This is a genomic window from Leptospira vanthielii serovar Holland str. Waz Holland = ATCC 700522 (genome assembly GCF_000332455.1).
Lineage (GTDB): Bacteria > Spirochaetota > Leptospiria > Leptospirales > Leptospiraceae > Leptospira_A > Leptospira_A vanthielii.
Map to the genome: position 1 here is coordinate 16,054 of NZ_AOGY02000006.1, position 22,871 is coordinate 38,924.

Below are 22,871 nucleotides of genomic sequence, written 5' to 3' on the forward strand. Positions count from 1 at the left end.
TATGGAAAATTGCCTTTTCTGTAAAATTGCGAGTGGGGAAATTCAAAGCAAAAAGGAATATGAATCAGAAAACATATTAGTGTTTCATGATATTACTCCTCAGGCCCCCTTTCATGTCCTCATCATTCCGAAAGTCCATATTTCCAGTATGAATCAAATTGGAGATTTGGATCCCAAAATCCTCACGGAGATATTTCAAACCATTCCCAAAATTGCAGAACAAAATGGAATTTCAGAAAAAGGTTATCGGTTAGTCAATAATTGCGGAAATTTTGGCGGACAAACTGTAAATCATATCCACTTTCACTTGCTAGGTGGTCGTCACCTAAAATGGCCACCGGGCTAAAAAGGACAGAATGAGAAAATTAATATTTGGAATCTTAGTTTCAGGCATTGCGGTATATTTCCTTTCAAAAAACTTTGACCTGACCGAATTTGAACGTTTAGAAGGAAAAATTAATTGGTGGATTTTCCCATTGTTATTCCTCTCGAATCTATGGGCGTTTATACCCTTCTCGATTCGCTGGTATTATCTACTAGAGAAAAAGATTAGTTTTGCCCAAGCCTTTACCACGGCCATCATCGGTGTGGGACTCAATATGGTTCTTCCCGCAAGAGGTGGGGACTTAGTGCGCCTTATCATGAACAAAAGAGATACCGAACTTCCTCTCACTCATTTATTCAGTCGTATCTTTTTAGAAAAGGTAATGGATCTTGGTTCTGTTGTTGTGATTGGCGCTGCTGCTCTTTTTTATATGGGACTTGGACAATCCAAAAACTTAAACCTCCTTCTTATCTCCACACTTGTCATTGTTGGTATGATCGTTGGACTTATCTTAGTTCGTTATTTTTTAGATCCCTTACGCAAAATGGCAAAAACACTATTTAGCATCATAGGTAAACACGGATTATACGAAGAGAAGTTAGACCACCATTTAATAGAATTTTCTTCCTTTTTAAAAGGTGACAAATTACTAAAACCCGTCCTTTATTCCATTCCCACTTGGGTTTTGGGTTATGCAGTTTCCTATTATCTGGCGGGCCTACTCATTGACATGCCTCTTAAATTTCCAGAAGCTCTGTTATTTATGTTTCTCGGTGGAATGGGTGTGGCAATTCCTTCGGCACCTTCCGGCATTGGTGTTTTCCATGCGGCCATCATATCTGGATTCATTATCTTGGGAAGAGATCCGGGTGAAGGTCTAGTGTATGCGACTGTAGTCCACCTCACACAATTTATTATCACCACAAGTTTAGCTCTAGTGGCATATCTATATTGGCGTTTGACTCACGGAAAGAAAACAAAACAATAACCTTTTCCGAGTTAGTTTTGTTATCTCCATTATTTCAGTTATAACTGATGCCAAATTGACTAAAACTACAGTCAATTTGGCAATTTAACTTAACTTAAAGCTTTAATTACATCGTCCGGAGCTTGCACTAGTTCCACAAGAACTCCCTCGCTACAAAGAGGAAACTCTTCGTTTCCTTTCGGATGGATGAAACAAACGTTATACCCTGCAGCACCTTTCCGAATTCCACCTGGTGTAAACCTAACTCCTTGTTTTGTCAGGTACTCAACACAGTCTTCCAATTTATCAATCCAAAGACCTATGTGGTTGAGTTTGGGATCGTGAACTTTCGGACTTTTGTTTGGATCGATGGGTTGCATAAGATCAATCTCTACTTTAAAAGGCCCATTACCCATGGACAAAATGTCCTCATTCACGTTTTCTTTTTCACTTTTATAATCAGAAACTTTTGTGAGGCCCATTATATCTACCCAAAACTTGGATAACTTTTCTTTCGACTCACCACCGATGGCGACTTGTTGGATACCTAAAACTTTAAAAGGACGATTTCCCGACATTTCTCTACCTCTTTCTAACAAACTATAATTTCTACCTCACCACATTCTCACAAAGACCGTCTCGCGAAAATTATTTTTCTCGTTGGTTTCTGGTATTTCTCTGCGAGTTTCCATTTGGATGAGAACCAGCATTGTATTTGATTTGGCGACCACCTTCTATATTGTTAGGTAAATAAAAAAGTAGGTACGGAATGAAAAAATATATAGATCCAAATCCTGACAGTTTCGATTTTACTTTATAACAACGCATAACAGTTTCTAATATATTCCTTGCTTATGTCCTTTAGCCGGATTATAATGAATTTCGTATGGATGAAAGTCAAAAACTCAAGTTTATCAAAACCAATTTTTGGAAAAAAATCAAAGAAACGGGAAAGAAAATTCCCTTCTTAAAAGATGTAATTGCAATGTATTATTGTCTACTCGACGAAAATACATCTCTATCAGCCAAAACATCCATCGTTTTGGCATTACTCTATTTCATATCTCCAGTCGATGCGATCCCTGATGTGATTTTGGCACTCGGTTTTACAGATGATGCGGGTGTGATTGCCACAACCCTACTCATCATCAAATCCCAACTCAAACCCGAACACTATGCCAAGGCGAATGAATCTCTTTCGGGAGAGACCTAAAACAAAGAATACTCTGAATTAAAAGAAAAGATCCCATTACACATACGTCCGAAAAAAAATGACAAAACAACTTTCGAATGTTTTTTTCTTTTCCGAACGCCATGAACGGGTTTCTTTTATGATGAAACTGGTGACTTCCTTACGATTCTAACTCTTTCTCAAAATTTTAGAAAAAGAAATTTTCGAAAAGATATGTTTAAAATCCTCTTTGATTCTGTACAACACGGGAACAAAAACCAAGGTCACACCGGTGGCAAAAAATAACCCCCAACCAAAGGCAAGCGAGAGTGGTTGTACAAATGGATCCAAAGTAGGAATCCCATAAGCACTTGGCACAAGTCCAATCACAGTACTAATCGTAGTTAAAAAGATCGGTCGCAAACGAATGGCACCACCGTTGATGATGGCATCTTCAATCGACATCCCTTGCATCCGCAATTCCTCAATGAAAGTGATGAGGATGAGAGTATTGGCAACGATGGAACCACTGAGTGCTACTATCGCAAGTGTACTCATAAAACTGAGTGGCATTCCATGTGTCATCAGTGCAAACAGTACACCCACAATACCAAAAGGAATCGATCCAATGATCACAGTTGTCGTTCCCACAGAATTGAAAAACACGATAAAAATTCCAAAAATTACCGCAACTGCAAGTAACATTGAGATTCCTAAATCCCGAAACGACTTTCCGGCATCTTCCTGTTCACCACCAAAGATCACCGAATATGCGTTTGCTGCATATTTATCAACATTCACAAGATTCTTCAGCTCTCGGTTTACAAAAAGAGAGGTTGTTTTATCAGTATCTACGGAGGCTTCGAGTCGCACCACACGTTGTAAGTCTTGGCGGTTGATCATCGAATAGTCCCGATCCTTTTCGAAATAAGCAACTTGGTTTAGAGGTATGAGCCTTCTGTTTTTATTTTCTACTTTTACCAAATTCAAACTAGATACAGAATGTCTTTCTGCTTCAGGAAAACGAACCAGGATATTGATTTTATCTTCCCCTTTACTAATGGTCGACGCCACCTCTCCATTAAAGGCAGTGCGAACTGAACGGGCAATATCCCGGGCACTTACATCGGTCCTACCCGCAATTTCATCTTTAACAAAGAATCGGTATTCTTCCTTACCAAGTTCCAAATCAATGCGAATGTCTGAAACACCATCCATTTTTTTCAATTCTTTGATGTAAAGGTCAGCAATCTCTTGAATGACACCAAAGTCAGCACCACGGATTTCCAAACTCACCGGTTTTCCCACTGGTGGTCCTTTGATCTTGGCATTCACATCATAAATCATTTCTTTTGGAAAAATTCCTGAAACTTTATTTTCTTCAATGTATTCCCGAATTTTTTTCACCAGATCTCTTGCATCTTCCCATTCTTTTCTATCTGCAGCAGTCACAAGTTTCATTGTTAGGTGAGAACGATGTACCTCTTGGCCGGGTTTTGGATCTGTAATCGGGTTTTCATGAATCCCAATCCTACTACGCAAATGGACAAAGTCCTTTCCTGCCATTTTGGTGACAACAGGTTCCATTTTTTCAATGATTTCAAGGTTTTTCTGAAGAGTGGTCCCAATCGGCATCCAAACTTTGATTTCAATATCTTCTTCACTTCCCGAAGGAAACATTACAAAAGGTAAAAACCTTCCCGCAAGAAATAAGGTAAAGAAAAAGATAAATGTAAAAATTGAAAGAACAAAGATCCTATGTTTCAAAGCGAACGTCATGGTTCGTTTGTAACCAGAGATGATGTATCCAAACGCTCCTTCTTTCTCTTCGATGGATTCGTCTTTTTTGATCTTTCCTTGGTATGTTTTTGGCAAAAATTTATTTAACCAGTTTGGTAAAAAAACAAGGGCAAACAAAAGGGAACTAGCAAGCGTTACAAGAACAACGGCAGGAATTCCCAAAATGAATTTCCCAATCACCCCACTCATAAACAAAAGCGGGAAAAAAGCTGCCGATATCACGAGAAACGATACAAGTAGTGGGACTAATACATCTTTGAAGGTTTGTAAAATGGCATCTCGCCTCTCCATCCCTTCCTGCATCAATCGGTAGGTGTTCTCTGCCACAACGATGGAATTATCCACCATCATACCAAGAACCATCACCATCCCAAAAATCGTAATAGTATTGATGGTAAATCCAAACTGTTTCAAAAAGATAAAGGATATAAGAAAGATGAATATGATGGCAACGCTAATCATAATACTAAGTCTCATACCCAAAATAAAGATTAGAGAAAGTAGTACGAGAACAAGCCCCGTTTCAAAATTTAAAATTAAGTCACCGAGTTGGCGACGAACGTCGCGACTTTTATCGTCATAGATTTTCGTTTCCACTTCTGGGAAGTTTCCTTCCATAGAAGACACTAACGTTTTTACGGTATCAGCTGTGGTAATGATATCGGCCTGGTCTGTTTTCCAAACCCGAAGGATAATACTATTTTTTCCATTTAACTTTTCGTAGGTTTTTTCTTCTTCAAAACCATCGACTACCTTGGCAACATCTTTCAAAACGGTAGCAAAACCGATTTCATTTCCTAAAATGGGAACAGAAAGCATATCCTTGGCTTCTTCAAAGTCACCCCTCGTACGCAATAGATATTCGGTTCCGTTGACTTTTAATCTTCCCGAAGGAATGTTGATATTTCTGGAACCGAGGGCGTTCAGAACCGTATTGAGTCCTACTTCCTTTGCATTTAGGTTCTTAGGATTCACTTCCACAAGAAACTCGCGGTTTCTATAGCCAATTTTTTCGATCTCTGCGATTTCTTTGATTTGGAAGAACCTATCTTCAAATGCTTTGGCAGTGTCACGTAACTTTCGATAGTCGCCAATAACATCTTTTGAATCTTCCTTTAAGGAAAGAGCAAGACTGATCACCTCTTGTTTTTCGGTGGTAATCTCTCTTACTTTTGGTTTCTGTGCGTTGTCTGGAAGCCGAACGGAATCAACGGCATCTTTAATATCATCCAAAACTTTCTTGGTATTTTTGGTTCCTTCAACAATGAAGACCATGATCACACTGACGTTTTCTAAGTTATAACTTCGAATTTTATCGATCTTTGCTACCGCCCGCAATTTTTTTTCAATGGGGATAGCAACCAATCGTTCGATCTCTTCGGGTGTGGCCCCTGGAAGTGGCGCTTCGATGACTATTTTATCGAGTGCCACATTCGGGAATGCTTCCCTGTGCATGGAAAGTAAACGAGAAAGTCCAATCAAAACGAATAGGACTAAAATGAACTGAATGATAAGTGTTTTATCGGTAATAAATTTTGCAATGTTCTGCATTCGCTACTTCCCAAAAAATAAATCTAAAGACAAAAAAGTTGACTAACTGGTCAGTTTTTAATCTAAGAAGAGAAAAACAACAGATTTTGATTCGAGATCGAGAATTTCTATCTATAGAAATCCAAGTCAAGTAGGCAATTTCCGTATATCTGGTGTAACTTGTGTCAATTCTTAGTCGGTCTATGTCGATTGGACAAAAAAAATCGCCAAATAGGAGATTGAACCTCCCCTAACGACAGAGATTAGCTTTCCGTATTAGCGGGTGAGGCCTATTTTGGGAGAATTTAAAACCATTAGGTATCTAACCATTTCAAAAGTGTCTGCTTTAGATTTTCTTTTTGGACAGGTTTGCTAATGTAATCATTCATTCCCATTCCAAGGCATTTTTCTTTTTCTCCAGCAATGATTCCAGCGGTCACAGCAATGATCGGTAAGTTTTTACCGTTGGGAAGTTTTCTGATTTCTTTTGTCGCATCATATCCGTTCATCACAGGCATTTGTATGTCCATTAGGATAAGAGCTGGTGATTCTTCTAAGAAGACTTGAATTGCTTCTTCGCCATTTTGAGCTTCTAATATTTTAACTTCGGGAAGAATCCGTTTGATGAAATTTTTCATCAGACCAAGATTCACAGGATTGTCTTCGACTACCAAAATTTTGGTAGTTTCATTGATTGAAGATCGGAGATTCCCTCCTTTCTTTGTATCCTTTGTTCCCGATTCCACTGGTTTTAGTTGTGGGTCAAAATCAGGAACTCTCAGTCGGATATCAAAATAGAATTCACTCCCCTCATTCAATTCACTTTTTAATTGTAAATCAGATTTCATTAATGCAAGTAACTGTTTACAGATTGCCAAACCTAGACCTGTACCACCAAACCTACGTGTGGTGGAAAAGTCTTCTTGAGTAAAAGAATCGAATATTTTTTCTTGGCTATCTTTAGCGATTCCAATCCCAGTGTCCTTTATGGAAATTCTTAGATTTACCGGATTTGTTTCTGATACGTTTAATCTTTTAACATTACATTCAACAAAACCCGTTTCAGTGAATTTAATCGCATTTCCAAGTAAGTTCAGAATCACTTGCCTTAAACGATTCGAATCAAACATGAGAAGCGGTGGAATGTTTTCATCTATATGAAACTGAATATCGAGTCCCTTGATGATGGCTTGGATATTCATGATTTTGATTGCTTCCAGAACCAATTTTTTTAGATTGTAAGCTTCTTCTGCAAGTTGCAACTTCCCGGCTTCTGCCTTTGAAAAATCCAAGATATCATTGACTATATTAAGCAAAGCATGGGCCGATTGTTTGACAATTTGCGCATATTCATTGTAAGATGAGTCCTCTAATGTTTCTGCGAGTAAATCAGAATATCCAATAATACCATTCAGAGGAGTTCGAATTTCGTGACTCATATTCGCTAAAAATTCGGACTTAGCACTGTAAGCTTTTTCAGCAAATTCTTTAGCAGCCTTTAATTCTAACTTAGTTTCATAGGCTTCGGTAATATCACGAGTAAACATCAAAATCCCACCAATACCTCCACCTAGTTGACTCCATGGCCGAATTTCCCATTGTATCACTTGGTCTTTCTCCCAACCTGGCGGCCTCCATACATCTTCATCTCGCTTTAAAACCTCGCCACGTAACCCCCGTGAGTGAATTTCTTTCCATTCCTGGCTGATATTGGGGAAAATTTCATAATGGCCTTTTCCAATGATTTCTTCTTTGGTCAGTGGAATTTTATAATCTTCTATCCAACGTTGACTAAGAGCTACATACCTCATCTCTTGGTCTAACATAGCAACTGCGGCAGGTGCATGTTCCACAAAAGACCATAAAATGGATGTTTGTGCGGCGAGTGTCATTTCCCATTTTTTACGTTCATTGATATCTTGGATGATTCCGAAAATTTTTACAATCTTTCCATTCTCATACTCGGCGCGACCAATGGTTCGAACCCAAGTTTGGTTTCCTTTGGCAGTAACCATTTCCAACTCTAAATCGTATTCTTTTCCCTCGGCTAAAAGTAAAGATACGGCATTCGATATCTTACGTTTACTTTCTTCCGCTTGGAAAAATTGAATTCCCCCTTCCACACTGGGAATGTAATCATCCTCAACTTCATGGATCGTTTTGGTTACGTTTGTCCAACTAGCTTTATTTGTTCTTAAATCCAAATCCCAACCACCAATTTTAGCAAGACCTGCCACTTGGTCGAGTAACCGAGAGACATTTTGTAATTCCATCTCCGCTTGTAATGACTCGGAAATATCTAAGATTTGAGAAAGATAGTAAATGGGATTTCCTGAATGGTCCCGAATGATAGATTTGTTTAACACAGCCCAAATCAAATTTTTGTCTTTGGTAATGTAACGTTTTTTGATTTGAAAACTTTGAATCGATCCTCTATTCAGTTTCTCTAAAAAAGAGAGTTCTAATTCTAAATCTTCTGGATGTGTGATATCAGAAATAGATTTTGTTTTCAACTCACTCGCAGAATACCCAAGCCACTGGCAAAAGATGGGATTAACTTCGATCACTTCTCCATGAGGGTTTTCAATTTCCATTCCAATGCTTGAACTTCGAAAGGAAGTAGAAAACAAATCCCGCGACAATTCAGTCGATTGTAAAATATGAGGGTCCGTATTATTCGGACTTTCGATGGTTGTGTCCAAAACAAGTAGGATATAGTTTTTGCCTGATTCAGCAAATTCCTTTGGATACATGCGGAATGGAAAACCCGCACTGTTATTGGGATCAAAACAAATGCGGCCAATGATAGATTCTTTTGTTCCGAGTGCTGTATCCAATCGAATCCCTGAATTTGTGAGTATACATTCCGCAGGAAAGGATTGTTCTTCCGTCATCCCCATCGACTTAGAGGCAACGGGACTTGGGTATACGATTCCAATTGATAAGTCCCAAACTAAAAATCCATGCAAACCAAATTCCAATACAAGTTCACATAACTCCCGTTTGCCTGCAATAAATGTAATCGGATTCATTCTAACTTTTAAGATTCACTCAATTTATTTGGGAAACCGCACAGAAAAAAGTCCTCTTAAATCCCCGACCCGATACCCTCGTGCCAAATCTCCCGGATATTCTTTCTGCAAAATCTTTAAGGTATCTTTTTTGATATCTAAATTTGGTTCCCCATGGCACTGAAGACAAAGTCCCGCTGTAGGAATGGGGATATACACTGTTACAAAATCCTTTGTGGTCACAGTCTTTGTTGGATACTCACCTTCCTTCGATTGGTTTGCACTGATTTCCAAAAAAATTCTTCTTTCCTCATCCGAAACAATATTCAACGGATTCCTAGGTTTATCTGAAATTCGACGAAGAAGAACTCCATTTTTCGTTCCCAATGTGTTGGTAAATGCCACTGCATTTTGTTTGCAAAACGGAATGGCTTGTACAGTTCCTCCCGCCGCAATGGAAGTAGTCAATTTTTCAGTGAGATTAGTTTTGGCTTCTTTTGTAATGCCCTTTGCAATCACCTCATAATCTACCTTCTGGCAACCAAAACAGGCTAGAAGGATTGATATACAAACCGTAATTCCCAATTCTCGCAGGGAGATCTTTTTCATAACAAACCTCTTAAATGAGTTTTAATCCTTTTTCTTTCTTAAGCAACTGGTAAACCAAAAACAAAGCTATGATACGATAGATTTCTTAAGTTAAGGTACCGAACAAATTTGGTTAGAACCGTTGTGTAAAAGCTTTATCAATAGAATGGAAGATTTTTAAAAATCAACTCAATTCTAGATTAGAGCCGTTTGACAGCCCATACCAATCCGCAAATCTTGACCTTGGTTCCCTCTATGAAACAAACAAAGATTGCAATCATTGGTGCTGGTGGTCTTACCGGAAAAGAACTTACTAAACTCATCGCCCACCATCCGGGTTTTGAGTTAGTTCATGTCACCTCCAATCAGGTCGATGGGAAACATATCCGCGAAGTTTTCCCCGACCTAAGTCATTTACCAGACTTAAAGTTTCAAAAACACGATGCCCCTGTTCCTAAGGATGCGGGAGTTGTCCTTGCCACTCCGAATGAAGTTTCACTGGATAAGGCTCCTCAGTTCTTGAAAGAAGGTAGAAAGGTCATAGATCTTTCTGGGACGTTTAGACTGCACAACCAAACCAAATTCGAAAAGGCTTACCAATTTCCCCATACAGAATTTGGACTGATGGACCAAGTGGTATTTGGTCTACCAGAACTCTTTCGAGAAAAATTAAAAAATGCAAACTTTGTTTCGAATCCTGGTTGTTATGCGACCTCTGCCATTTTACCCATTGCCCTTCTTGGAAATTTAAGAAAAGATATCCAAGGTCCAGTCATAGTCGATGCCAAATCAGGAGTCAGTGGAGCCGGTGGAAGAACAGAAGAAATCAAATTTGCTTATACAAATGTATACGAAAATTTCAGAGCATACAAAATCCTCACCCACCAACATGAACCAGAAATGGAAGAATACGGTTTTATAGGGACAGAAGAAAAAGAAATTCTATTCACTCCCCATCTACTTCCGATTTATAGAGGAATCCTTGCCACCATTTACATTTCGTTTCCGAAAGGAATGGATCCGAAACAAGTAGAAGAAAATTTTCAAGTTGCAGCGGCAAAAGAACCATTTGTCCGATTGTATCAAACTCCAGAAGAAGTGGAGATCCGAAAGGTACAGAACACAAACTTTTTGGATTTAGGATTTCGCATCAAAGGAAACACTCTCGTCATTGTATCAGCACTAGACAACCTTGTCAAAGGAGCCGCAGGACAAGCCCTACAGAATTTAAATTTGATGTATGGATATCCTGAAACGGAAGGACTTGTTACCCTTTAACCCCAACCAAACACTAGTTACAGGAGCATTCGAAGGAGAAGTGGGAATTCTTCGTGCTTCGGGTGTTTTTCCTCATCTCCAAGTGATGGGAATTGGAAACTTAGAGGCTGCAGTCAACCTATCCGAATATCTTTTTCGAAACAAAGAGATTAACCATATTATTTTTTTTGGATCTTGTGGGGCCTACGAATGGAGTGGAATTCCCATAAAGTCTGTTGTGTCACCAAACCTCGTTTTTACAAAAGAACTGGCTCACGCATTAAAATTATCCAAACAAATCCCCGAGTCCCCCGACTCCTACCAATTCATCCCAGACAAAAACTTTCACCCTGTTCGTTGTAATGCCCCGACAACAATCACACTTACTGAGCTAAAAATACCACCAGAGGACTCTTGGGTAAATTTGGATGTGGAAAATTTAGAACTATTTGGAATTGCGAAAGTGGCGGCAAAGTTCTCTCTCTCGGTCACAGCTTATCTAGTAGTGACAAACCTTGTAGGACCCATGGGATCGGCAGACTGGACCAAAAACTGGAAAGACCTTTCCCATTCCTTACAGAACCAATTTTTACAGAAATGAATCTGCTCGGCCAATCAGAAAAAACCTTACATGTCAAAAGAATTCTTTAGTTTTCTAAAGCAGAAAAAACACTCGGCTCCGCTAACACTCGCTTAATCCAACCTTCTACATGAGGAGGAACTTTTATATCCATCAGTTCTATCTGTTTGAGAAACGGAGCATAGAGAATTTCCAGAAATCCAAATTGATTTTCATGTAGGTAATCATTCGATTCTAAAATTCCTTCTAAAACATCTAAATGCCTTCCGATTCGTTTTGAAGAGTCTTTCATTCGGTTTTTATCCCATTTTTCTTCTGGGACAAATTTTTTTGCAAAATATAGGACACTCCCAGGAAAACAAAACTCTGACTCGCAACGGTTGATGGCCTGATTGAGAAGTCCTCTGGATTGTATATTCTTAGAAAAAAAAGGAGGATCGAAGGAATGTTTTTCTTCCAGGTAACGAAGGATAGCCGAAGATTCTGCTAAATAAAATCCATCGTCATTTAAGACCGGAACTTTCCCATAAGGATTGATTTGAATAAAAGGTTTTTTTCTATTTTCTAATTTTTCTAAAGCAACGGTAACTGTTTCATAAGGAATCTTTCTATATTGAAGATAAATATGCACACGTTTGCTATAAGGCGAACGGGAATTGGAATACAATTGGTACATTCAAGTTTCTCCAAAGTTTTTAAAATTAAATTCAGTTTTTTTTACATTAATAAGGAAACCAAAGGATCCCTTCTCGTTTTAACTTTTCAATGGCAAACCGGTCAGTCATTCCCGCTATATAATCACAAATGATCCGCATTCGTCCCTCTTCTTCCTCTCGATTTCTATACGACTCAGGAATTGATTCAGGGTGAGACTCAAAATGTTTGAAGAGTAAAAAAATGGTTTCTTTTCCCCTCTCACTCATCCTAGAAACTTCTGGATGACGATAGAGTTTTCCAAACAAATAGGATTTGAGTTCTTTGAATTCTATCTGGAACCCTTCGGAAAACTGTACAAGTTTCTTTTGGTTCTGAAACGCAAATGATACATCCTCTCTCGACTGAATCGAATGTTCTTGCAAACGACTTTCAATGTTATCAATCAAATCGGAAACCATAAGGTTTAGTAGCACTCTCCCTGCAGAACGAGAAATGGAATCTTTATCCGATGGATTGGTTTTTGGAAGCGAGTCTTCTATTCGTTTCCAAACTTTTAGCTCCTTAACATCGGAGAGTGAGAGAAGTCCACTTTCTAATCCGTCTTCCAAATCATGGGCACTGTAAGTAATTTCATCGGAACTATCCACTACCATTGCTTCCAAAGAAGGACCGGCATCCCGCCGAACATCCGATAGGTCAGAGGTTTCATAGTCCCCACCATGTTTCATAATCCCGAGTAATGTTTCCCCACAAAGATTAAGTCCAGGAAAATCAGGGTATCTACGTTCCAACTTCTGAACCACACGTAACGATTGTTTGTTGTGCTCAAATCCACCTTTCCCTCGCATCAGCTCAGAAAGTGCTTCTTGGCCTGCGTGACCAAAAGGAGAATGACCCAAATCATGCGCAAGGGCTATGGTTTCACTTAAGTCTTCATTGAGACCAAGAACCTTGGAGATGGTTTTCGAAATTCCTGCGACTTCTAAGGTATGGGTGAGTCGATTGCGGAAATGATCCCCTTCCGAATACACAAAAACTTGGGTTTTGTATTCCAAACGTTTGAAGGCATGGGAATGAATGATTCGATCTCTATCTCTTTGGAAGGGAAGGCGATACGGATGTTCTGGTTCAGGATATTCCCTTTCGCCTGGATTTCTACTACCAACTGCATAGGGGGCAAGGATTTTTTCTTCTTCCTCGAGGAGTTCATTTCTCCCTTTCTTCATAAATCTCTTTCCTTTTTGAACGAAACCATAAAATCAGTATAAATCCCTCATGGACTTTCTACAAACTCTAGTTTCCATTTTTATGCAATACGGTTATTTTGCCGTTTTTGGAATTCTGATCCTTTGTGGATTTGGTCTTCCGGTTCCCGAAGACATATCCCTTACTGCCGGCGGCGTCATCTCAGGCCTAGGTTATGCCAATGTCCACATCATGTTCCTTGTGGGAATGGCAGGTGTCCTCCTCGGAGATTGTTTTGTATTTTGGCTAGGAAGTTATTATGGGGAAAAAGCGCTCACCCTCCCTGTTCTAAGGACAGTCCTCCATCCAGAACGATTTGATAAAGTCCGCGAACAATTTAAAAAATACGGACGTTGGGTGGTTTTCTTTGGTCGTTTTATGCCAGGACTTAGGATGCCCATCTTCTTTACCGCAGGCACTTCCAAACAAATTACTTTCCTTCGTTTTCTATTCACTGATGGATTTGCAGCTCTTATCTCTGTTCCCATTTGGGTGTATTTGGGTTATTACGGGGCCCATAATTTTGATGAACTTATGGGTTGGGTCCGAAATGGCCAAACCATCATTCTAGGACTTGTTGGCCTAGCAATAACCGTGGTTCTCTTCTATTGGTGGCGGAGGAAACACCGAGAAGCTCGAGGGCAAAAATGAACATTGTTTCTTTTTTGATCCGTTATCCCAGTGCGGTTTTGTTTCCATTTTTTGTGTTTGGTTGTACCAACTATTCGACAACCGCTTCCGTCCAGGCACCTCCGACACTTATATCCATCATCAATAATGGGAATTCCAATTTTACCATCAAGGTAAGGGCCCAAAACCCTGAGTTTATTTTTCAAGGTTACCGTCTCTACTCAGGAATCTCAGAAAAAGAGGTGCAAAACCCAACAGATCTCAATTTAGGAACTGATTGTGTCCTCGCCTCCTCGGCTGTCGTCCAACCCGTCGAATACACATTTGAAATCGATCCATCCACTAAGGCCAACACCAATGGAGTGAGTTGCCGAATTTTTGCCACACTCACACCTGGGACCTACATTGCCATGCGCACCCTTGGACTTGCCATCAACCTACAAAATAGCAGCAGTTCGTTCAAGGTGTCTATGCCTTCCAACGCTCTTATTGTCCCTTAAAATAAAACTTTCTTGCATTTAAGTCAAATGCGTGTATTTTTTTCCGGAATCATGGGAATTCTTTGTGCATTTTTTAGAATTCATCTAAATTTTTGCCCCAAAGTCGGAACTTGAGGATACAAATAGAAAGGGATTCAGGTCCCAAATATCTTTCGGAGGATGATACAAAATGTACCAAACGAAACATTGGTCAAAAATAGTAATGGCAGCACTCGTGCTCATTTCCGTGGTTGCCTGTGGAAAATCAAGACAAGTGAAAATCTCTGCATCTGATGTAGAGCGAGCCACAACCCCAGCAAAACTTCCGGCTGAATTAGAAAAACTATGGAAGAACAGACAAAACGAACAAGACCTTAGACTTGCACTTGTTGGTTTAGAAAAATTTGCATTAGAGAATCCTCAATATGCAGATGTGAAAGTTTTACTCTGTCGCGGAAATTATCTTCTAAGTGACGGACACCTTTGGTTAAAACTTACAGGTGACGCTGATGTTGACGAAAAAGTAAAAGAAGAGTCCATCCAATTTTACGATGCTGCAGTGACCTGGTGTGAAGCTGCTCTTGCAATGAATGCAAAGTTCAGAGACAAAGTAGTCAAAGATAAATTAGAGATCGAAAAGGCTCTGGATGTTCTTGGACCACAAGACATCGACGCTCTCTATTGGAGATATGCAGCTCTTGCGAAATGGTCTCGTATGGTAGGATTTACCACTCTCCTTTCTAACCGTTCTAAATTTTCTGCCATGATCAATCGTGCTAAAGAAATCGAAAAATCAATGGGTAAAGAGTATTTTTACTCGGCAACACTTAGATATGACGCAGCAAGTAACGCTCTTTCTCCCACTGGAGACAAAAAATTAGCGGACAAATTGTTCGAAGAAGCCATTGCAAAACACCCTAACTACTTTGCAGTACGTGTGTTGTATGCAGAAAGTCGCCTCAAAGGAAATGAAGACAAATTCAAAAAACAATTGGAATTTGTTTTAAAAGGCAAAGCGGCATCTCTTCCAGAAATCGAAGCAGATCAAATCGTAGAACAACGCAAAGCAAAAAAATTACTCGACGAACTATAGTCATTTTACTAGGAGAACTAGATGTTTTTAAGACAATTAAAGTATTTAGTTTGTGTAAGTATTACCCTCACGATCAGTGGGGGTTTATTTGCTCAAACAACCGTTAAGTTGGCAACAGTGGCACCGGAAGGATCTCCGTGGGCAAACGAACTTGCCAAAATCAAAAAGAAAATTGAATCGGAATCACAAGGCCAAATTAAGTTCAAAATTTATCCCGGTGGACAAATGGGTGGAGAAAACGAAATCCTCCAACAAGTCATCCGTGGAAAACTGCAAGGTGCTGGTCTCACAGCGGGTGCCCTTGCCAATACTGTCAAAGAACTAAACGTTTTAGAGATTCCTTATCTATTTAGTTCTTATGCACAAGCAGATTGTGTTCTGGATGACCATTTACAAGAAGACTTTCGTAAACTTTTCGAAGCAAAAGGCCTAATCTTTGTTACTTGGGCAGAAAACGGATACCGTTCCATCGGAACAAAATCGGCTCCCGTAAAAACTCCTGACGACCTAAAAGGTGTTAAAATCCGAATCCAAGAATCTCCAGTACACATTGCGTATTGGAAACAATTGGGTGTGAGTGGAATTCCAATTGCGATCCCAGAAGTTCTACCTTCCTTACAGACTGGTGTGGTCGAAGGTTTTGACAACACTCCTCTCTTCACTTTGGCAGCAGAATGGCAAACAGCGATCAAATACTTCACTTTAACTCGCCATATCTACCAACCAGCAGCGATTCTTTATTCGAAAAAGTTTTGGGACACTCTCAACGACGAACAAAAGAAAACTCTAATGGGTGAGGGAAACAAACTGGCTCCAGGTGCAAGACAAGCAGTTCGTTCTATTGAAAAAAACATGATTGCGACTTTAAAAAAGGCCGATGTAGTTGTGTATGAACCAACTAGCGCTGATTTGGCGGGTTTTAAGGCAGCAGCAAATGCTGTTTCAGGACAAGTCATTGGTAAAATTGGTGGTCAATCGAAACAAATTTTCGATAAAATCCAAAAAGCCAAAGCAGCTTGCGGCGGATAAGTTAAGGAAGGATATAGATACATGAAATTCGTCGAACGAATTCTAAATACTTTGAGTTTCGGCGAGAAATGGGCGGGAGGAATTTGTTTCCTTCTGCTCACTCTTCTCATGATTGCTGACGTTTCCAAACGGGAAGTAATCGATAAAGTTTTCGGTTGGGTATTGGAAGTTACAGAAGCTTATCCAAACACCGGTTTTGCTGGTTTTGTGGGAGATTGGAGCGTGTACATTGCTGAATCCATCCACGGAGGAACCGCCGGATTTTTAGAGTGGCTCGGCCTTGGTGGAATTATTTGGGCACAAAAACTTTCCCTCTATTTTATGTTATGGGGAGGACTTTTTGGTTCAGCCCTTGCGAGTGCTAAAGGCTCTCATCTCCGTCCAGAAATTGCAGACAAAGTATTACCAAAAGCATTGTTACCTTACATCAAAATTGTAGAACAGTGGGTAATTTCTTTATTCTTTTTATTCCTAGCTTACCTATCTGTCATTTATGTTCTAGAAAGTATCAGTTTAGATGAAGTAAATCCCGTAACGGAACTTCACTTATGGAAAGTCCAAATGATTTTTCCTTACATCTTTCTCTCTATGGGTTTTAGACATTTGTGTTATGGAATTTTTCCGGCACTCATTCCTTCCGATATCAATGAAGCTACAGAAGCATTGGAACTTGCGGAAGCGGAACTTTTTGAACCAAACTCACGGGGGAATCGCTAATGGGTTCTTGGGGAATACTCCTACTCTTACTCGCTTTAATTTTACTCAGACAACCATTGATTGTGCTTATGGGTGCGATCACTGTGTATTGTTATTACTTTTTACCAGATCCACCTCTTGAGTCCTTCCATGAACTCAACAGTATCATCGGGGATTTGTTCTTTGCTGGAGATAAGGAAATCCTACTTGCGATTCCTCTATTCATCATCGCGGGGAACTTAATGACCCATGGAAGTATTGCAAGGCGACTCATTCGGATTGCCCAAGCGATGACAGCTCCCATTCCTGCGGGCCTTGCGATTGCAGGGGTATTTTCCTGCGGGATTTTTGCTGCCATCTCTGGTTCCTCTCCTGTGACTCTCATCGCCATCGGTGGCCTCATGTATCCTTCCTTAACTAAGGCCGGATACCCGACTCAGTTCTCTATGGGACTTCTTGCGTCGGGTGGAACTCTTGGGATCATCATCCCACCGAGTATTCCGATGATTGTGTATGCAATTATGGTGGGAGTTTCTGTTACCGATCTTTTCATCGCAGGGATTGGTCCCGGAATTTTACTCATGTCACTTCTTATGATCTACTCTGTGTTACGCGCAGGGAAAGTGGGTCGAGGAAAATGGGACTGGGAAGAAATCCGTATTGCATGGAAAGAAGGTGTTCTTGCCCTTCTTATGCCAGTGGTCATCCTGGGTGGAATTTACTCGGGATTTTTTACCGCTACAGAATCGGCAGCCATTGCGGTATTCTATGCCATCCTTGTCGAAGTGTTCATTCACAAAGAACTCAGTTTTCCTAAGATCCCCAAAATCATGGCAGAGAGCGCGGAGATGCTTGGGATTCTATTTCTCATCCTTATCCTTGCAGTAAGTTTAAACAAGTTCATGATCGAAAACGAAATTCCACAGAACCTCGTTGCGACCATGTCTGGCCTCATTTCAAGCCCTGTGACCTTCCTTATTGGTGTAAACATATTGTTACTCATCGTGGGAATGTTTATGGATATCATGAGTGCGATCCTCGTTTTGGCACCACTACTCGCGCCAATGGCTGTGAACTATGGAATCAACCCAGTACATTTTGGAATCATTATGATTGTGAATTTGGAAATTGGATATTTGACTCCGCCAGTGGGAGTGAACCTATTTGTAGCTTCTGGTATCTTCAAACAACCGTTAGGTAAGGTCATCCAATCGGTAGCACCGATTGTTGGGCTCTTTCTGATTGGCCTTGTTCTTATTAGTTGGATTCCAGATATTTCGCTCGGTCTATTGGGTGGAGAAGCGGCTGCGGCACCAACGCCTTAACCAAAACCTACTCATAGATCATTCTTTTTGCCAGAAGGTTTGAACTTCCAATAGTTCTATGGCAAAAAGAATTGAATTTAAGAAAATAAAAAAAGCCGGGAATTTTCTTTCGGCTTTTTTTAACTCCACCAAACTTTAAGACGTTCCAAAGAATCCTTGGCATCTTTTGCCCAAAGACTTGTAGAATGTTTTTTTAAAATCTCCACATAGACAGAAAGTACGGGTTCTAAGTCCTTTCTCAGTTGGACAAGTTCCTTGTTTAGGTTTTCCGAAAGTTCAATCGGATGGAGATCCCGTTTTTCATAATAACGCAAAATGGCTTTGGTTTCTTTTTCCTTAGCTTGTTTGTAATCATGAAATATTGGATCTTTGGAGGGTTTTACCAAAGGATTGTTTAAATCCCCATCTCCATTCCAGTCTCCACTTCCCTCTACCGAAACTTCCTCTTCGGGATGGATGAGAAGGTAATCTTTTAAGGATTCGTAATGTTTGTTAAGTTCCAAAAACATCACATCACTGGTAAATTCGCCGGAATCAGGATGGTATTTTTTTGCTAATTTATGATAGGATTCTTTGAGTTCGGATTCTGTAAAACCGAGAGAGAGACCTAAAAAATGAAGGGAATCATTTAACAGTAATTTTTTGTCCATGAGAGGCCAGAGGACTGCATCAAATGCGATTTTAATCTACGTTTGATACTGAATTCCCAATATTCTTTTTTACTCTCATTCATTTCGAAAACAAGCAATTCTTGCACTTTCTCTTGTAGATTTCTGGCCGCATCTAACCGTTCAAAAACAGTTTCGGAAATGGCAATCTCATCTTCTGAGTAAACTTCCATTTCCTGTCTTTCCCAAAGTTCCCGGTCAACCTCTTCCAACTTCCGCACAAACGTTTCATTTTTAAATTCTAACTTCACAGCCGTGTCCGCGTCTCTGTACGAAAGTAATTCTTCTTCTCTTTTCAAATTGGCGATCAGAGAATCTAAGTATTGGATTTTTTTCTGTAAAAGTTGTTTGGTCGTTTGTTTGGATGAAATCATAGATTTGTGAGTATTCAATTATCCAGTAATCGAAATTCCTGTGGGTCTTGTGCCGGGAGGTGTATTTGGATTCGGAGTGTCTTTTTTTTCTAACTCTTCCCAAGAGATTTTTAACTCAATCAGGATTTTGATACACTCTTCGATGATCACTTTGTCCTTTAGCATATTGGCTTCTAACAATCGTTTCTTCAAATAAACATATAAGGACAGAAGGTTATTGGCAACTTCTTTCCCCTCTTCCATATTGAGAGAAAGTAGAAGTTCTGTGATAATGTCTTGGGTTTTGATGATATTGTTGTTCACAACATCATACTTTCTGGGAGTCATATTGTCTTTTGCCACACCAAGGAATCGGATGGCTCCATCGAAGAGCATCACAATCAATTTGATTTGGCTAACGGTAGATATCTCATTGGCTTTGTATTCATTGTAAGCAGAGGCACCGGTTTTTCTCGCAAGCGACATTTTTTTCTCCTGAGTATTCCCATCGACCAAAAAGGATACTTGCTTAATGACCCAAGTGAATATTCTTAGAATATCACATGGGAAAAATAAAACGTGCCGTTTTTTTGGCCTCAGGAAGAGGATCCAATTTTACCGCTTCTGTCGAGTACATTCGAAAAAAAAAGCTAAAGCTCGACTTGGTTGCCCTTGTGACAGACAACCCGGACGCCAAGGCTCTCGGAATCGCCAAATCCTTTGGAATTCCCACTAAAGTCATCCCTTATGCCACCTATGTACAAAAGACGGACTACCACAAGGATTTACTCAAACAAGTGGAAAGTTTAGATCCCGACCTCATAGTGGCTTGCGGGTACATGCGGATTCTAAAGCCTGAATTTGTACGCCGGTTTCGAAACCAAATCATCAATGTCCACCCAAGCCTACTTCCGGCATTTCCCGGTCTCGATTCCCAAAAACAAGCCTTGGACTACGGAGTAAAGGTGGCAGGTTGTACGGTTCATTTTGTGGAGGAAGGTGTGGACACCGGTCCCATCATATTGCAAAAAGCGATTGCCATTGCCCCCGAGTGGACTGAAAAAGAACTATCCCTTGCAATCCTTGCGGAAGAACATAAAATCCTTCCACTCGCTATACAACTGTTTTGTGAAGATAAATTAAAAATCAAAGAACGAAAGGTAGAAATCCTAAAATGATAGAAATCAAAAGAGCACTCGTATCCGTATCCGACAAAGCCGGAATTACGGAAATCTGTTCCTTCTTAGCTAAAAACGGTGTGGAAATTCTTTCCACCGGTGGAACCTATGATGCCCTCTCCAAAGTTGGAATCCCTGTTAAAAAAGTAGATGAGTTTACTGGTTTTCCAGAAATCCTCCACGGCCGAGTGAAAACCCTCCACCCGAAAATCCATGGCGGACTTCTTGGTGACACCACAAACCCCGACCATGTCAAACAAATGGAAAGTAATGGAATTGTTCCCATCACTCTTGTCATTGTGAATTTGTATCCGTTTGTCAAAACAGTGATGAAACCAGATGTAACCTTGGAAGATGCCATCGAAAACATTGATATCGGTGGACCATCTATGCTACGTTCGGCGGCAAAAAATCATAAAAACGTTGTGGTTCTTACTGATCCAAAAGATTACGAATCCTTCCAAGCAGAGTTTACCAAAAACAAAGGAAAAGTATCTCGTGAAACAGCTTTCCAATATGCAGCCAAAGTATTTTCGGAAACCGCATCTTACGATTCAGCGATCTCCACATTTTTTAATAAAAAATTGGATATCAAATATCCTGATAAAATCACTTTAGCTTTTAACAAAAAACAAAAACTTCGTTACGGTGAAAACCCACACCAAGACGCCGCTTTTTATGAACCACTATTTATCAAATCACAGTTTGAAGCCTTACAAGGAAAAGAACTTTCTTTTAATAATATGTTGGATTTTGATGCGGCCTTCCATGTAGCAAGCCTACTTCCGAAAAATGCCGTCTCCATCGTAAAACATTTAAATCCTTGCGGAATTGCTTTTGGCGAAACAGTTTTAGAATCCTTTGAGCTCGCAAGAAAAACAGATCCTATATCTGCTTTTGGGGGAATCATTGGAATCCATGGCCGAGTGGAAAAAGAATCTGCCGAAGAGATGACAAAAAACTTTGTCGAAGGTGTGATTGCCGAAAGTTTTTCAGACGAGGCATTGGAGATTTTTGCAAAAAAACCAAACGTTCGTTTGATTCCCATTGCCAAGTTTGATGAAGCACTAGATGAGTTGGATCTTCGTTCCCTACACCATGGCCTACTCATTCAAAATCGAGACTATGATTTGATCACGAAAGACAAATTAAAAATTGTTTCCAAAAAAAAACCAACAGCAGATGATTTAGAAGGATTGATGTTTGCTTGGAACTGTGTGAAGTTTATTAAATCCAATGCCATAGTCTATACTGACCAAAACTCTACTCTGGGGATTGGAGCCGGACAAATGTCTCGTGTAGACTCAGTCGAACTTGGTGCCACAAAAGCACAAAAAGTTGGTCTTTCTGTTGTGGGATCTTATGTGGGCAGTGATGCTTTTTTTCCTTTCCGTGATGGGATCGACGCCATTGCAAAAGTTGGTGCCAAGGCAATCATCCAACCAGGCGGATCTATCCGAGATGAAGAAGTGATCCAAGCTGCTGACGAACATGGTCTTATCATGGTCTTTACTGGAATGAGGCATTTCCGTCACTAATGGAATTTTTTCTTTTCCTCCTATTTCTCGCCTTCTTTTGTTTGGTGACTTCTGTAATTGTTTATTACGTAAAGATTCTTTTCTTTTCTGCCAAAACCAATTACAGAAGAGAAGAACTAACTGACATTCGTGGAGATGTATTTCGCATTTGTCTGGATGTTCTAGAATCAGGAGGAAATTTAGTGTATGGGGTGCTCGCTTTTTTCTTTAGTGCCCTCTTTGTTTGGCTTTGGTCTCTTCTTGGATCCTTACTCGGAGAGAAAGGACCTGGAGCCTTCGAACATATCTTTCATATACCAATTTTCTTTTTGGCTGTTTTCTTTTCCTTTCCCTTCTTAAAGGAAGCCTACAAAGGAGAACGATATCTTGCGCTTGCCAAACCTGTTCTTTCCGGTTTGGCGCTTGGGAACTTATCGGCAGGGGCAGTTCACTACGGGCTTGACCGAGATCTTTTCTTTTTGTTTTACCTCCTCCTTCTCATCTTACAAATTCCCTTTCTTGTTTTTCTCTGGAACCGAGAGCCAATCTTCGGGGTAAGTTTTGAGGAGAGTCCGTCTTCCTATTCCTATGAATCAGAGGACGATTGGGGTTCCCCCACTTCATCAGCCGATCCCACACCAAATGATTGGGAAGCGGAGGAAGATGGACCTTTTACAAACGAAACAGACGAGTTCGGACTCGGAGACGACCCTTTCCCAGATGAATTTAAGCAAGAAACCGGTTCTCTTTTTTCCACGTTCGACCGATAAAA

General features: G+C 40.1%; 24 protein-coding genes. 14 read left to right on the forward strand and 10 right to left on the reverse strand.

Annotated elements, in window-relative coordinates:
• Position 1: 1 nt before the first annotated feature.
• Together LEP1GSC199_RS00205 and LEP1GSC199_RS00210 are read left to right on the forward strand one after the other, a co-directional pair.
• Positions 2–346: a histidine triad nucleotide-binding protein gene (locus tag LEP1GSC199_RS00205; RefSeq protein ID WP_002975899.1), complete on the forward strand. Its 345-nt coding sequence runs from the start codon at positions 2–4 to the stop codon at positions 344–346.
• A 10-nt stretch (positions 347–356) separates the two neighbouring features.
• A complete protein-coding gene (locus LEP1GSC199_RS00210; RefSeq protein WP_002975964.1) occupies positions 357–1,313 on the forward strand; it encodes a lysylphosphatidylglycerol synthase transmembrane domain-containing protein in 957 nt (318 codons plus the stop codon).
• An 89-nt stretch (positions 1,314–1,402) separates the two neighbouring features.
• On the opposite strand, the gene LEP1GSC199_RS00215 is transcribed toward LEP1GSC199_RS00210, so the two are convergent.
• Together LEP1GSC199_RS00215 and LEP1GSC199_RS00220 are read right to left on the reverse strand one after the other, a co-directional pair.
• Positions 1,403–1,870 carry a VOC family protein gene (locus LEP1GSC199_RS00215; protein ID WP_002975906.1) on the reverse strand — a complete coding sequence of 156 codons (468 nt, stop codon included), beginning with the start codon at positions 1,868–1,870 and terminating at the stop codon, positions 1,403–1,405.
• Positions 1,871–1,940: 70 nt separating this feature from the next.
• On the reverse strand, positions 1,941–2,120 hold the full coding sequence (locus LEP1GSC199_RS00220; RefSeq protein WP_002975905.1) for a hypothetical protein: 180 nt from the start codon (positions 2,118–2,120) through the stop codon (positions 1,941–1,943).
• Between the two features lie 58 nt (positions 2,121–2,178).
• On the opposite strand from LEP1GSC199_RS00220, the gene LEP1GSC199_RS00225 reads away from it, so the two are divergent.
• Positions 2,179–2,505, forward strand: a complete 327-nt coding sequence (locus LEP1GSC199_RS00225; protein WP_002975960.1) for a YkvA family protein — start codon at positions 2,179–2,181, stop codon at positions 2,503–2,505.
• Positions 2,506–2,652: 147 nt separating this feature from the next.
• On the opposite strand, the gene LEP1GSC199_RS00230 is transcribed toward LEP1GSC199_RS00225, so the two are convergent.
• The 3 genes from LEP1GSC199_RS00230 to LEP1GSC199_RS00240 all read right to left on the reverse strand — a co-directional run bounded on the left by LEP1GSC199_RS00230 (position 2,653) and on the right by LEP1GSC199_RS00240 (position 9,413).
• Positions 2,653–5,814 carry an efflux RND transporter permease subunit gene (locus LEP1GSC199_RS00230; protein ID WP_002975908.1) on the reverse strand — a complete coding sequence of 1,054 codons (3,162 nt, stop codon included), beginning with the start codon at positions 5,812–5,814 and terminating at the stop codon, positions 2,653–2,655.
• 293 nt (positions 5,815–6,107) lie between these two features.
• On the reverse strand, positions 6,108–8,825 hold the full coding sequence (locus tag LEP1GSC199_RS00235) for a PAS domain S-box protein (RefSeq protein ID WP_002975883.1): 2,718 nt from the start codon (positions 8,823–8,825) through the stop codon (positions 6,108–6,110).
• Positions 8,826–8,849: 24 nt separating this feature from the next.
• Positions 8,850–9,413, reverse strand: a complete 564-nt coding sequence (locus tag LEP1GSC199_RS00240) for a Tll0287-like domain-containing protein (protein ID WP_002975880.1) — start codon at positions 9,411–9,413, stop codon at positions 8,850–8,852.
• 234 nt (positions 9,414–9,647) lie between these two features.
• Between LEP1GSC199_RS00240 and argC the strand changes: the two genes are divergently transcribed.
• Together argC and LEP1GSC199_RS00250 are read left to right on the forward strand one after the other, a co-directional pair.
• Positions 9,648–10,670, forward strand: a complete 1,023-nt coding sequence (gene argC, locus LEP1GSC199_RS00245) for an N-acetyl-gamma-glutamyl-phosphate reductase (protein WP_002975904.1) — start codon at positions 9,648–9,650, stop codon at positions 10,668–10,670.
• On the forward strand, positions 10,657–11,250 hold the full coding sequence (locus tag LEP1GSC199_RS00250; protein ID WP_002975898.1) for a hypothetical protein: 594 nt from the start codon (positions 10,657–10,659) through the stop codon (positions 11,248–11,250). The genes argC and LEP1GSC199_RS00250 overlap by 14 nt, the downstream gene beginning before the upstream one ends.
• A gap of 46 nt (positions 11,251–11,296) precedes the next feature.
• Here the strand turns inward: LEP1GSC199_RS00250 and LEP1GSC199_RS00255 are convergent, their stop codons facing one another.
• Positions 11,297–11,905 carry a glutathione S-transferase family protein gene (locus LEP1GSC199_RS00255; RefSeq protein ID WP_002975954.1) on the reverse strand — a complete coding sequence of 203 codons (609 nt, stop codon included), beginning with the start codon at positions 11,903–11,905 and terminating at the stop codon, positions 11,297–11,299.
• A 46-nt stretch (positions 11,906–11,951) separates the two neighbouring features.
• Positions 11,952–13,112 (reverse strand): deoxyguanosinetriphosphate triphosphohydrolase, encoded by a 1,161-nt coding sequence (locus LEP1GSC199_RS00260; RefSeq protein WP_002975953.1) that lies wholly within the window; start codon positions 13,110–13,112, stop codon positions 11,952–11,954.
• Between the two features lie 49 nt (positions 13,113–13,161).
• On the opposite strand from LEP1GSC199_RS00260, the gene LEP1GSC199_RS00265 reads away from it, so the two are divergent.
• From LEP1GSC199_RS00265 to LEP1GSC199_RS00290, 6 genes are all read left to right on the forward strand, one after another.
• Entirely contained in the window at positions 13,162–13,782 is a 621-nt protein-coding gene (locus LEP1GSC199_RS00265; RefSeq protein ID WP_002975940.1) for a DedA family protein, read from the forward strand.
• A complete protein-coding gene (locus tag LEP1GSC199_RS00270) occupies positions 13,779–14,261 on the forward strand; it encodes an LIC11661 family lipoprotein (protein WP_039925633.1) in 483 nt (160 codons plus the stop codon). Before LEP1GSC199_RS00265 ends, LEP1GSC199_RS00270 begins: the two co-directional genes overlap by 4 nt.
• 169 nt (positions 14,262–14,430) lie before the next feature.
• Positions 14,431–15,333, forward strand: coding sequence for a TRAP transporter TatT component family protein (locus LEP1GSC199_RS00275; RefSeq protein ID WP_039925635.1), 903 nt, complete (start codon positions 14,431–14,433; stop codon positions 15,331–15,333).
• Positions 15,334–15,354: 21 nt separating this feature from the next.
• Positions 15,355–16,362, forward strand: coding sequence for a TRAP transporter substrate-binding protein DctP (gene dctP, locus LEP1GSC199_RS00280; protein WP_002975955.1), 1,008 nt, complete (start codon positions 15,355–15,357; stop codon positions 16,360–16,362).
• Positions 16,363–16,383: 21 nt separating this feature from the next.
• On the forward strand, positions 16,384–17,079 hold the full coding sequence (locus LEP1GSC199_RS00285; RefSeq protein ID WP_002975961.1) for a TRAP transporter small permease: 696 nt from the start codon (positions 16,384–16,386) through the stop codon (positions 17,077–17,079).
• On the forward strand, positions 17,079–18,383 hold the full coding sequence (locus LEP1GSC199_RS00290) for a TRAP transporter large permease (protein ID WP_002975919.1): 1,305 nt from the start codon (positions 17,079–17,081) through the stop codon (positions 18,381–18,383). The genes LEP1GSC199_RS00285 and LEP1GSC199_RS00290 overlap by 1 nt, the downstream gene beginning before the upstream one ends.
• A gap of 119 nt (positions 18,384–18,502) precedes the next feature.
• Here LEP1GSC199_RS00290 and LEP1GSC199_RS00295 read toward each other — a convergent pair whose 3' ends face one another.
• From LEP1GSC199_RS00295 to fliS, 3 genes are read right to left on the reverse strand one after another with little or no spacing between them, the layout of a single operon-like run.
• Positions 18,503–19,033 (reverse strand): DnaJ domain-containing protein, encoded by a 531-nt coding sequence (locus LEP1GSC199_RS00295; RefSeq protein ID WP_002975956.1) that lies wholly within the window; start codon positions 19,031–19,033, stop codon positions 18,503–18,505.
• Positions 19,012–19,425: a thioredoxin domain-containing protein gene (locus LEP1GSC199_RS00300; protein WP_002975941.1), complete on the reverse strand. Its 414-nt coding sequence runs from the start codon at positions 19,423–19,425 to the stop codon at positions 19,012–19,014. Before LEP1GSC199_RS00300 ends, LEP1GSC199_RS00295 begins: the two co-directional genes overlap by 22 nt.
• 18 nt (positions 19,426–19,443) lie before the next feature.
• Complete coding sequence (gene fliS / locus LEP1GSC199_RS00305) at positions 19,444–19,890, reverse strand: flagellar export chaperone FliS (RefSeq protein WP_002975925.1); 447 nt, start codon at positions 19,888–19,890, stop codon at positions 19,444–19,446.
• Between the two features lie 77 nt (positions 19,891–19,967).
• Between fliS and purN the strand changes: the two genes are divergently transcribed.
• From purN to LEP1GSC199_RS00320, 3 genes are read left to right on the forward strand one after another with little or no spacing between them, the layout of a single operon-like run.
• Positions 19,968–20,582, forward strand: a complete 615-nt coding sequence (purN, locus tag LEP1GSC199_RS00310; RefSeq protein WP_002975881.1) for a phosphoribosylglycinamide formyltransferase — start codon at positions 19,968–19,970, stop codon at positions 20,580–20,582.
• Entirely contained in the window at positions 20,579–22,120 is a 1,542-nt protein-coding gene (purH, locus tag LEP1GSC199_RS00315) for a bifunctional phosphoribosylaminoimidazolecarboxamide formyltransferase/IMP cyclohydrolase (protein ID WP_002975910.1), read from the forward strand. Before purN ends, purH begins: the two co-directional genes overlap by 4 nt.
• On the forward strand, positions 22,120–22,869 hold the full coding sequence (locus tag LEP1GSC199_RS00320; protein ID WP_002975896.1) for a hypothetical protein: 750 nt from the start codon (positions 22,120–22,122) through the stop codon (positions 22,867–22,869). The genes purH and LEP1GSC199_RS00320 overlap by 1 nt, the downstream gene beginning before the upstream one ends.
• Positions 22,870–22,871: the final 2 nt, after the last annotated feature.

Coding starts and splice junctions, on each gene's coding strand:
- LEP1GSC199_RS00205 (WP_002975899.1), top strand. CDS start 2: ATGGAAAATTGCCTTTTCTGTAAAATTGCGAGTGGGGAAATTCAAAGC.
- LEP1GSC199_RS00210 (WP_002975964.1), top strand. CDS start 357: ATGAGAAAATTAATATTTGGAATCTTAGTTTCAGGCATTGCGGTATAT.
- LEP1GSC199_RS00215 (WP_002975906.1), bottom strand. CDS start 1,870: ATGTCGGGAAATCGTCCTTTTAAAGTTTTAGGTATCCAACAAGTCGCC.
- LEP1GSC199_RS00220 (WP_002975905.1), bottom strand. CDS start 2,120: ATGCGTTGTTATAAAGTAAAATCGAAACTGTCAGGATTTGGATCTATA.
- LEP1GSC199_RS00225 (WP_002975960.1), top strand. CDS start 2,179: ATGGATGAAAGTCAAAAACTCAAGTTTATCAAAACCAATTTTTGGAAA.
- LEP1GSC199_RS00230 (WP_002975908.1), bottom strand. CDS start 5,814: ATGCAGAACATTGCAAAATTTATTACCGATAAAACACTTATCATTCAG.
- LEP1GSC199_RS00235 (WP_002975883.1), bottom strand. CDS start 8,825: ATGAATCCGATTACATTTATTGCAGGCAAACGGGAGTTATGTGAACTT.
- LEP1GSC199_RS00240 (WP_002975880.1), bottom strand. CDS start 9,413: ATGAAAAAGATCTCCCTGCGAGAATTGGGAATTACGGTTTGTATATCA.
- argC (WP_002975904.1), top strand. CDS start 9,648: ATGAAACAAACAAAGATTGCAATCATTGGTGCTGGTGGTCTTACCGGA.
- LEP1GSC199_RS00255 (WP_002975954.1), bottom strand. CDS start 11,905: ATGTACCAATTGTATTCCAATTCCCGTTCGCCTTATAGCAAACGTGTG.
- LEP1GSC199_RS00260 (WP_002975953.1), bottom strand. CDS start 13,112: ATGAAGAAAGGGAGAAATGAACTCCTCGAGGAAGAAGAAAAAATCCTT.
- LEP1GSC199_RS00265 (WP_002975940.1), top strand. CDS start 13,162: ATGGACTTTCTACAAACTCTAGTTTCCATTTTTATGCAATACGGTTAT.
- LEP1GSC199_RS00270 (WP_039925633.1), top strand. CDS start 13,779: ATGAACATTGTTTCTTTTTTGATCCGTTATCCCAGTGCGGTTTTGTTT.
- LEP1GSC199_RS00275 (WP_039925635.1), top strand. CDS start 14,431: ATGTACCAAACGAAACATTGGTCAAAAATAGTAATGGCAGCACTCGTG.
- dctP (WP_002975955.1), top strand. CDS start 15,355: ATGTTTTTAAGACAATTAAAGTATTTAGTTTGTGTAAGTATTACCCTC.
- LEP1GSC199_RS00285 (WP_002975961.1), top strand. CDS start 16,384: ATGAAATTCGTCGAACGAATTCTAAATACTTTGAGTTTCGGCGAGAAA.
- LEP1GSC199_RS00290 (WP_002975919.1), top strand. CDS start 17,079: ATGGGTTCTTGGGGAATACTCCTACTCTTACTCGCTTTAATTTTACTC.
- LEP1GSC199_RS00295 (WP_002975956.1), bottom strand. CDS start 19,033: ATGGACAAAAAATTACTGTTAAATGATTCCCTTCATTTTTTAGGTCTC.
- LEP1GSC199_RS00300 (WP_002975941.1), bottom strand. CDS start 19,425: ATGATTTCATCCAAACAAACGACCAAACAACTTTTACAGAAAAAAATC.
- fliS (WP_002975925.1), bottom strand. CDS start 19,890: ATGTCGCTTGCGAGAAAAACCGGTGCCTCTGCTTACAATGAATACAAA.
- purN (WP_002975881.1), top strand. CDS start 19,968: ATGGGAAAAATAAAACGTGCCGTTTTTTTGGCCTCAGGAAGAGGATCC.
- purH (WP_002975910.1), top strand. CDS start 20,579: ATGATAGAAATCAAAAGAGCACTCGTATCCGTATCCGACAAAGCCGGA.
- LEP1GSC199_RS00320 (WP_002975896.1), top strand. CDS start 22,120: ATGGAATTTTTTCTTTTCCTCCTATTTCTCGCCTTCTTTTGTTTGGTG.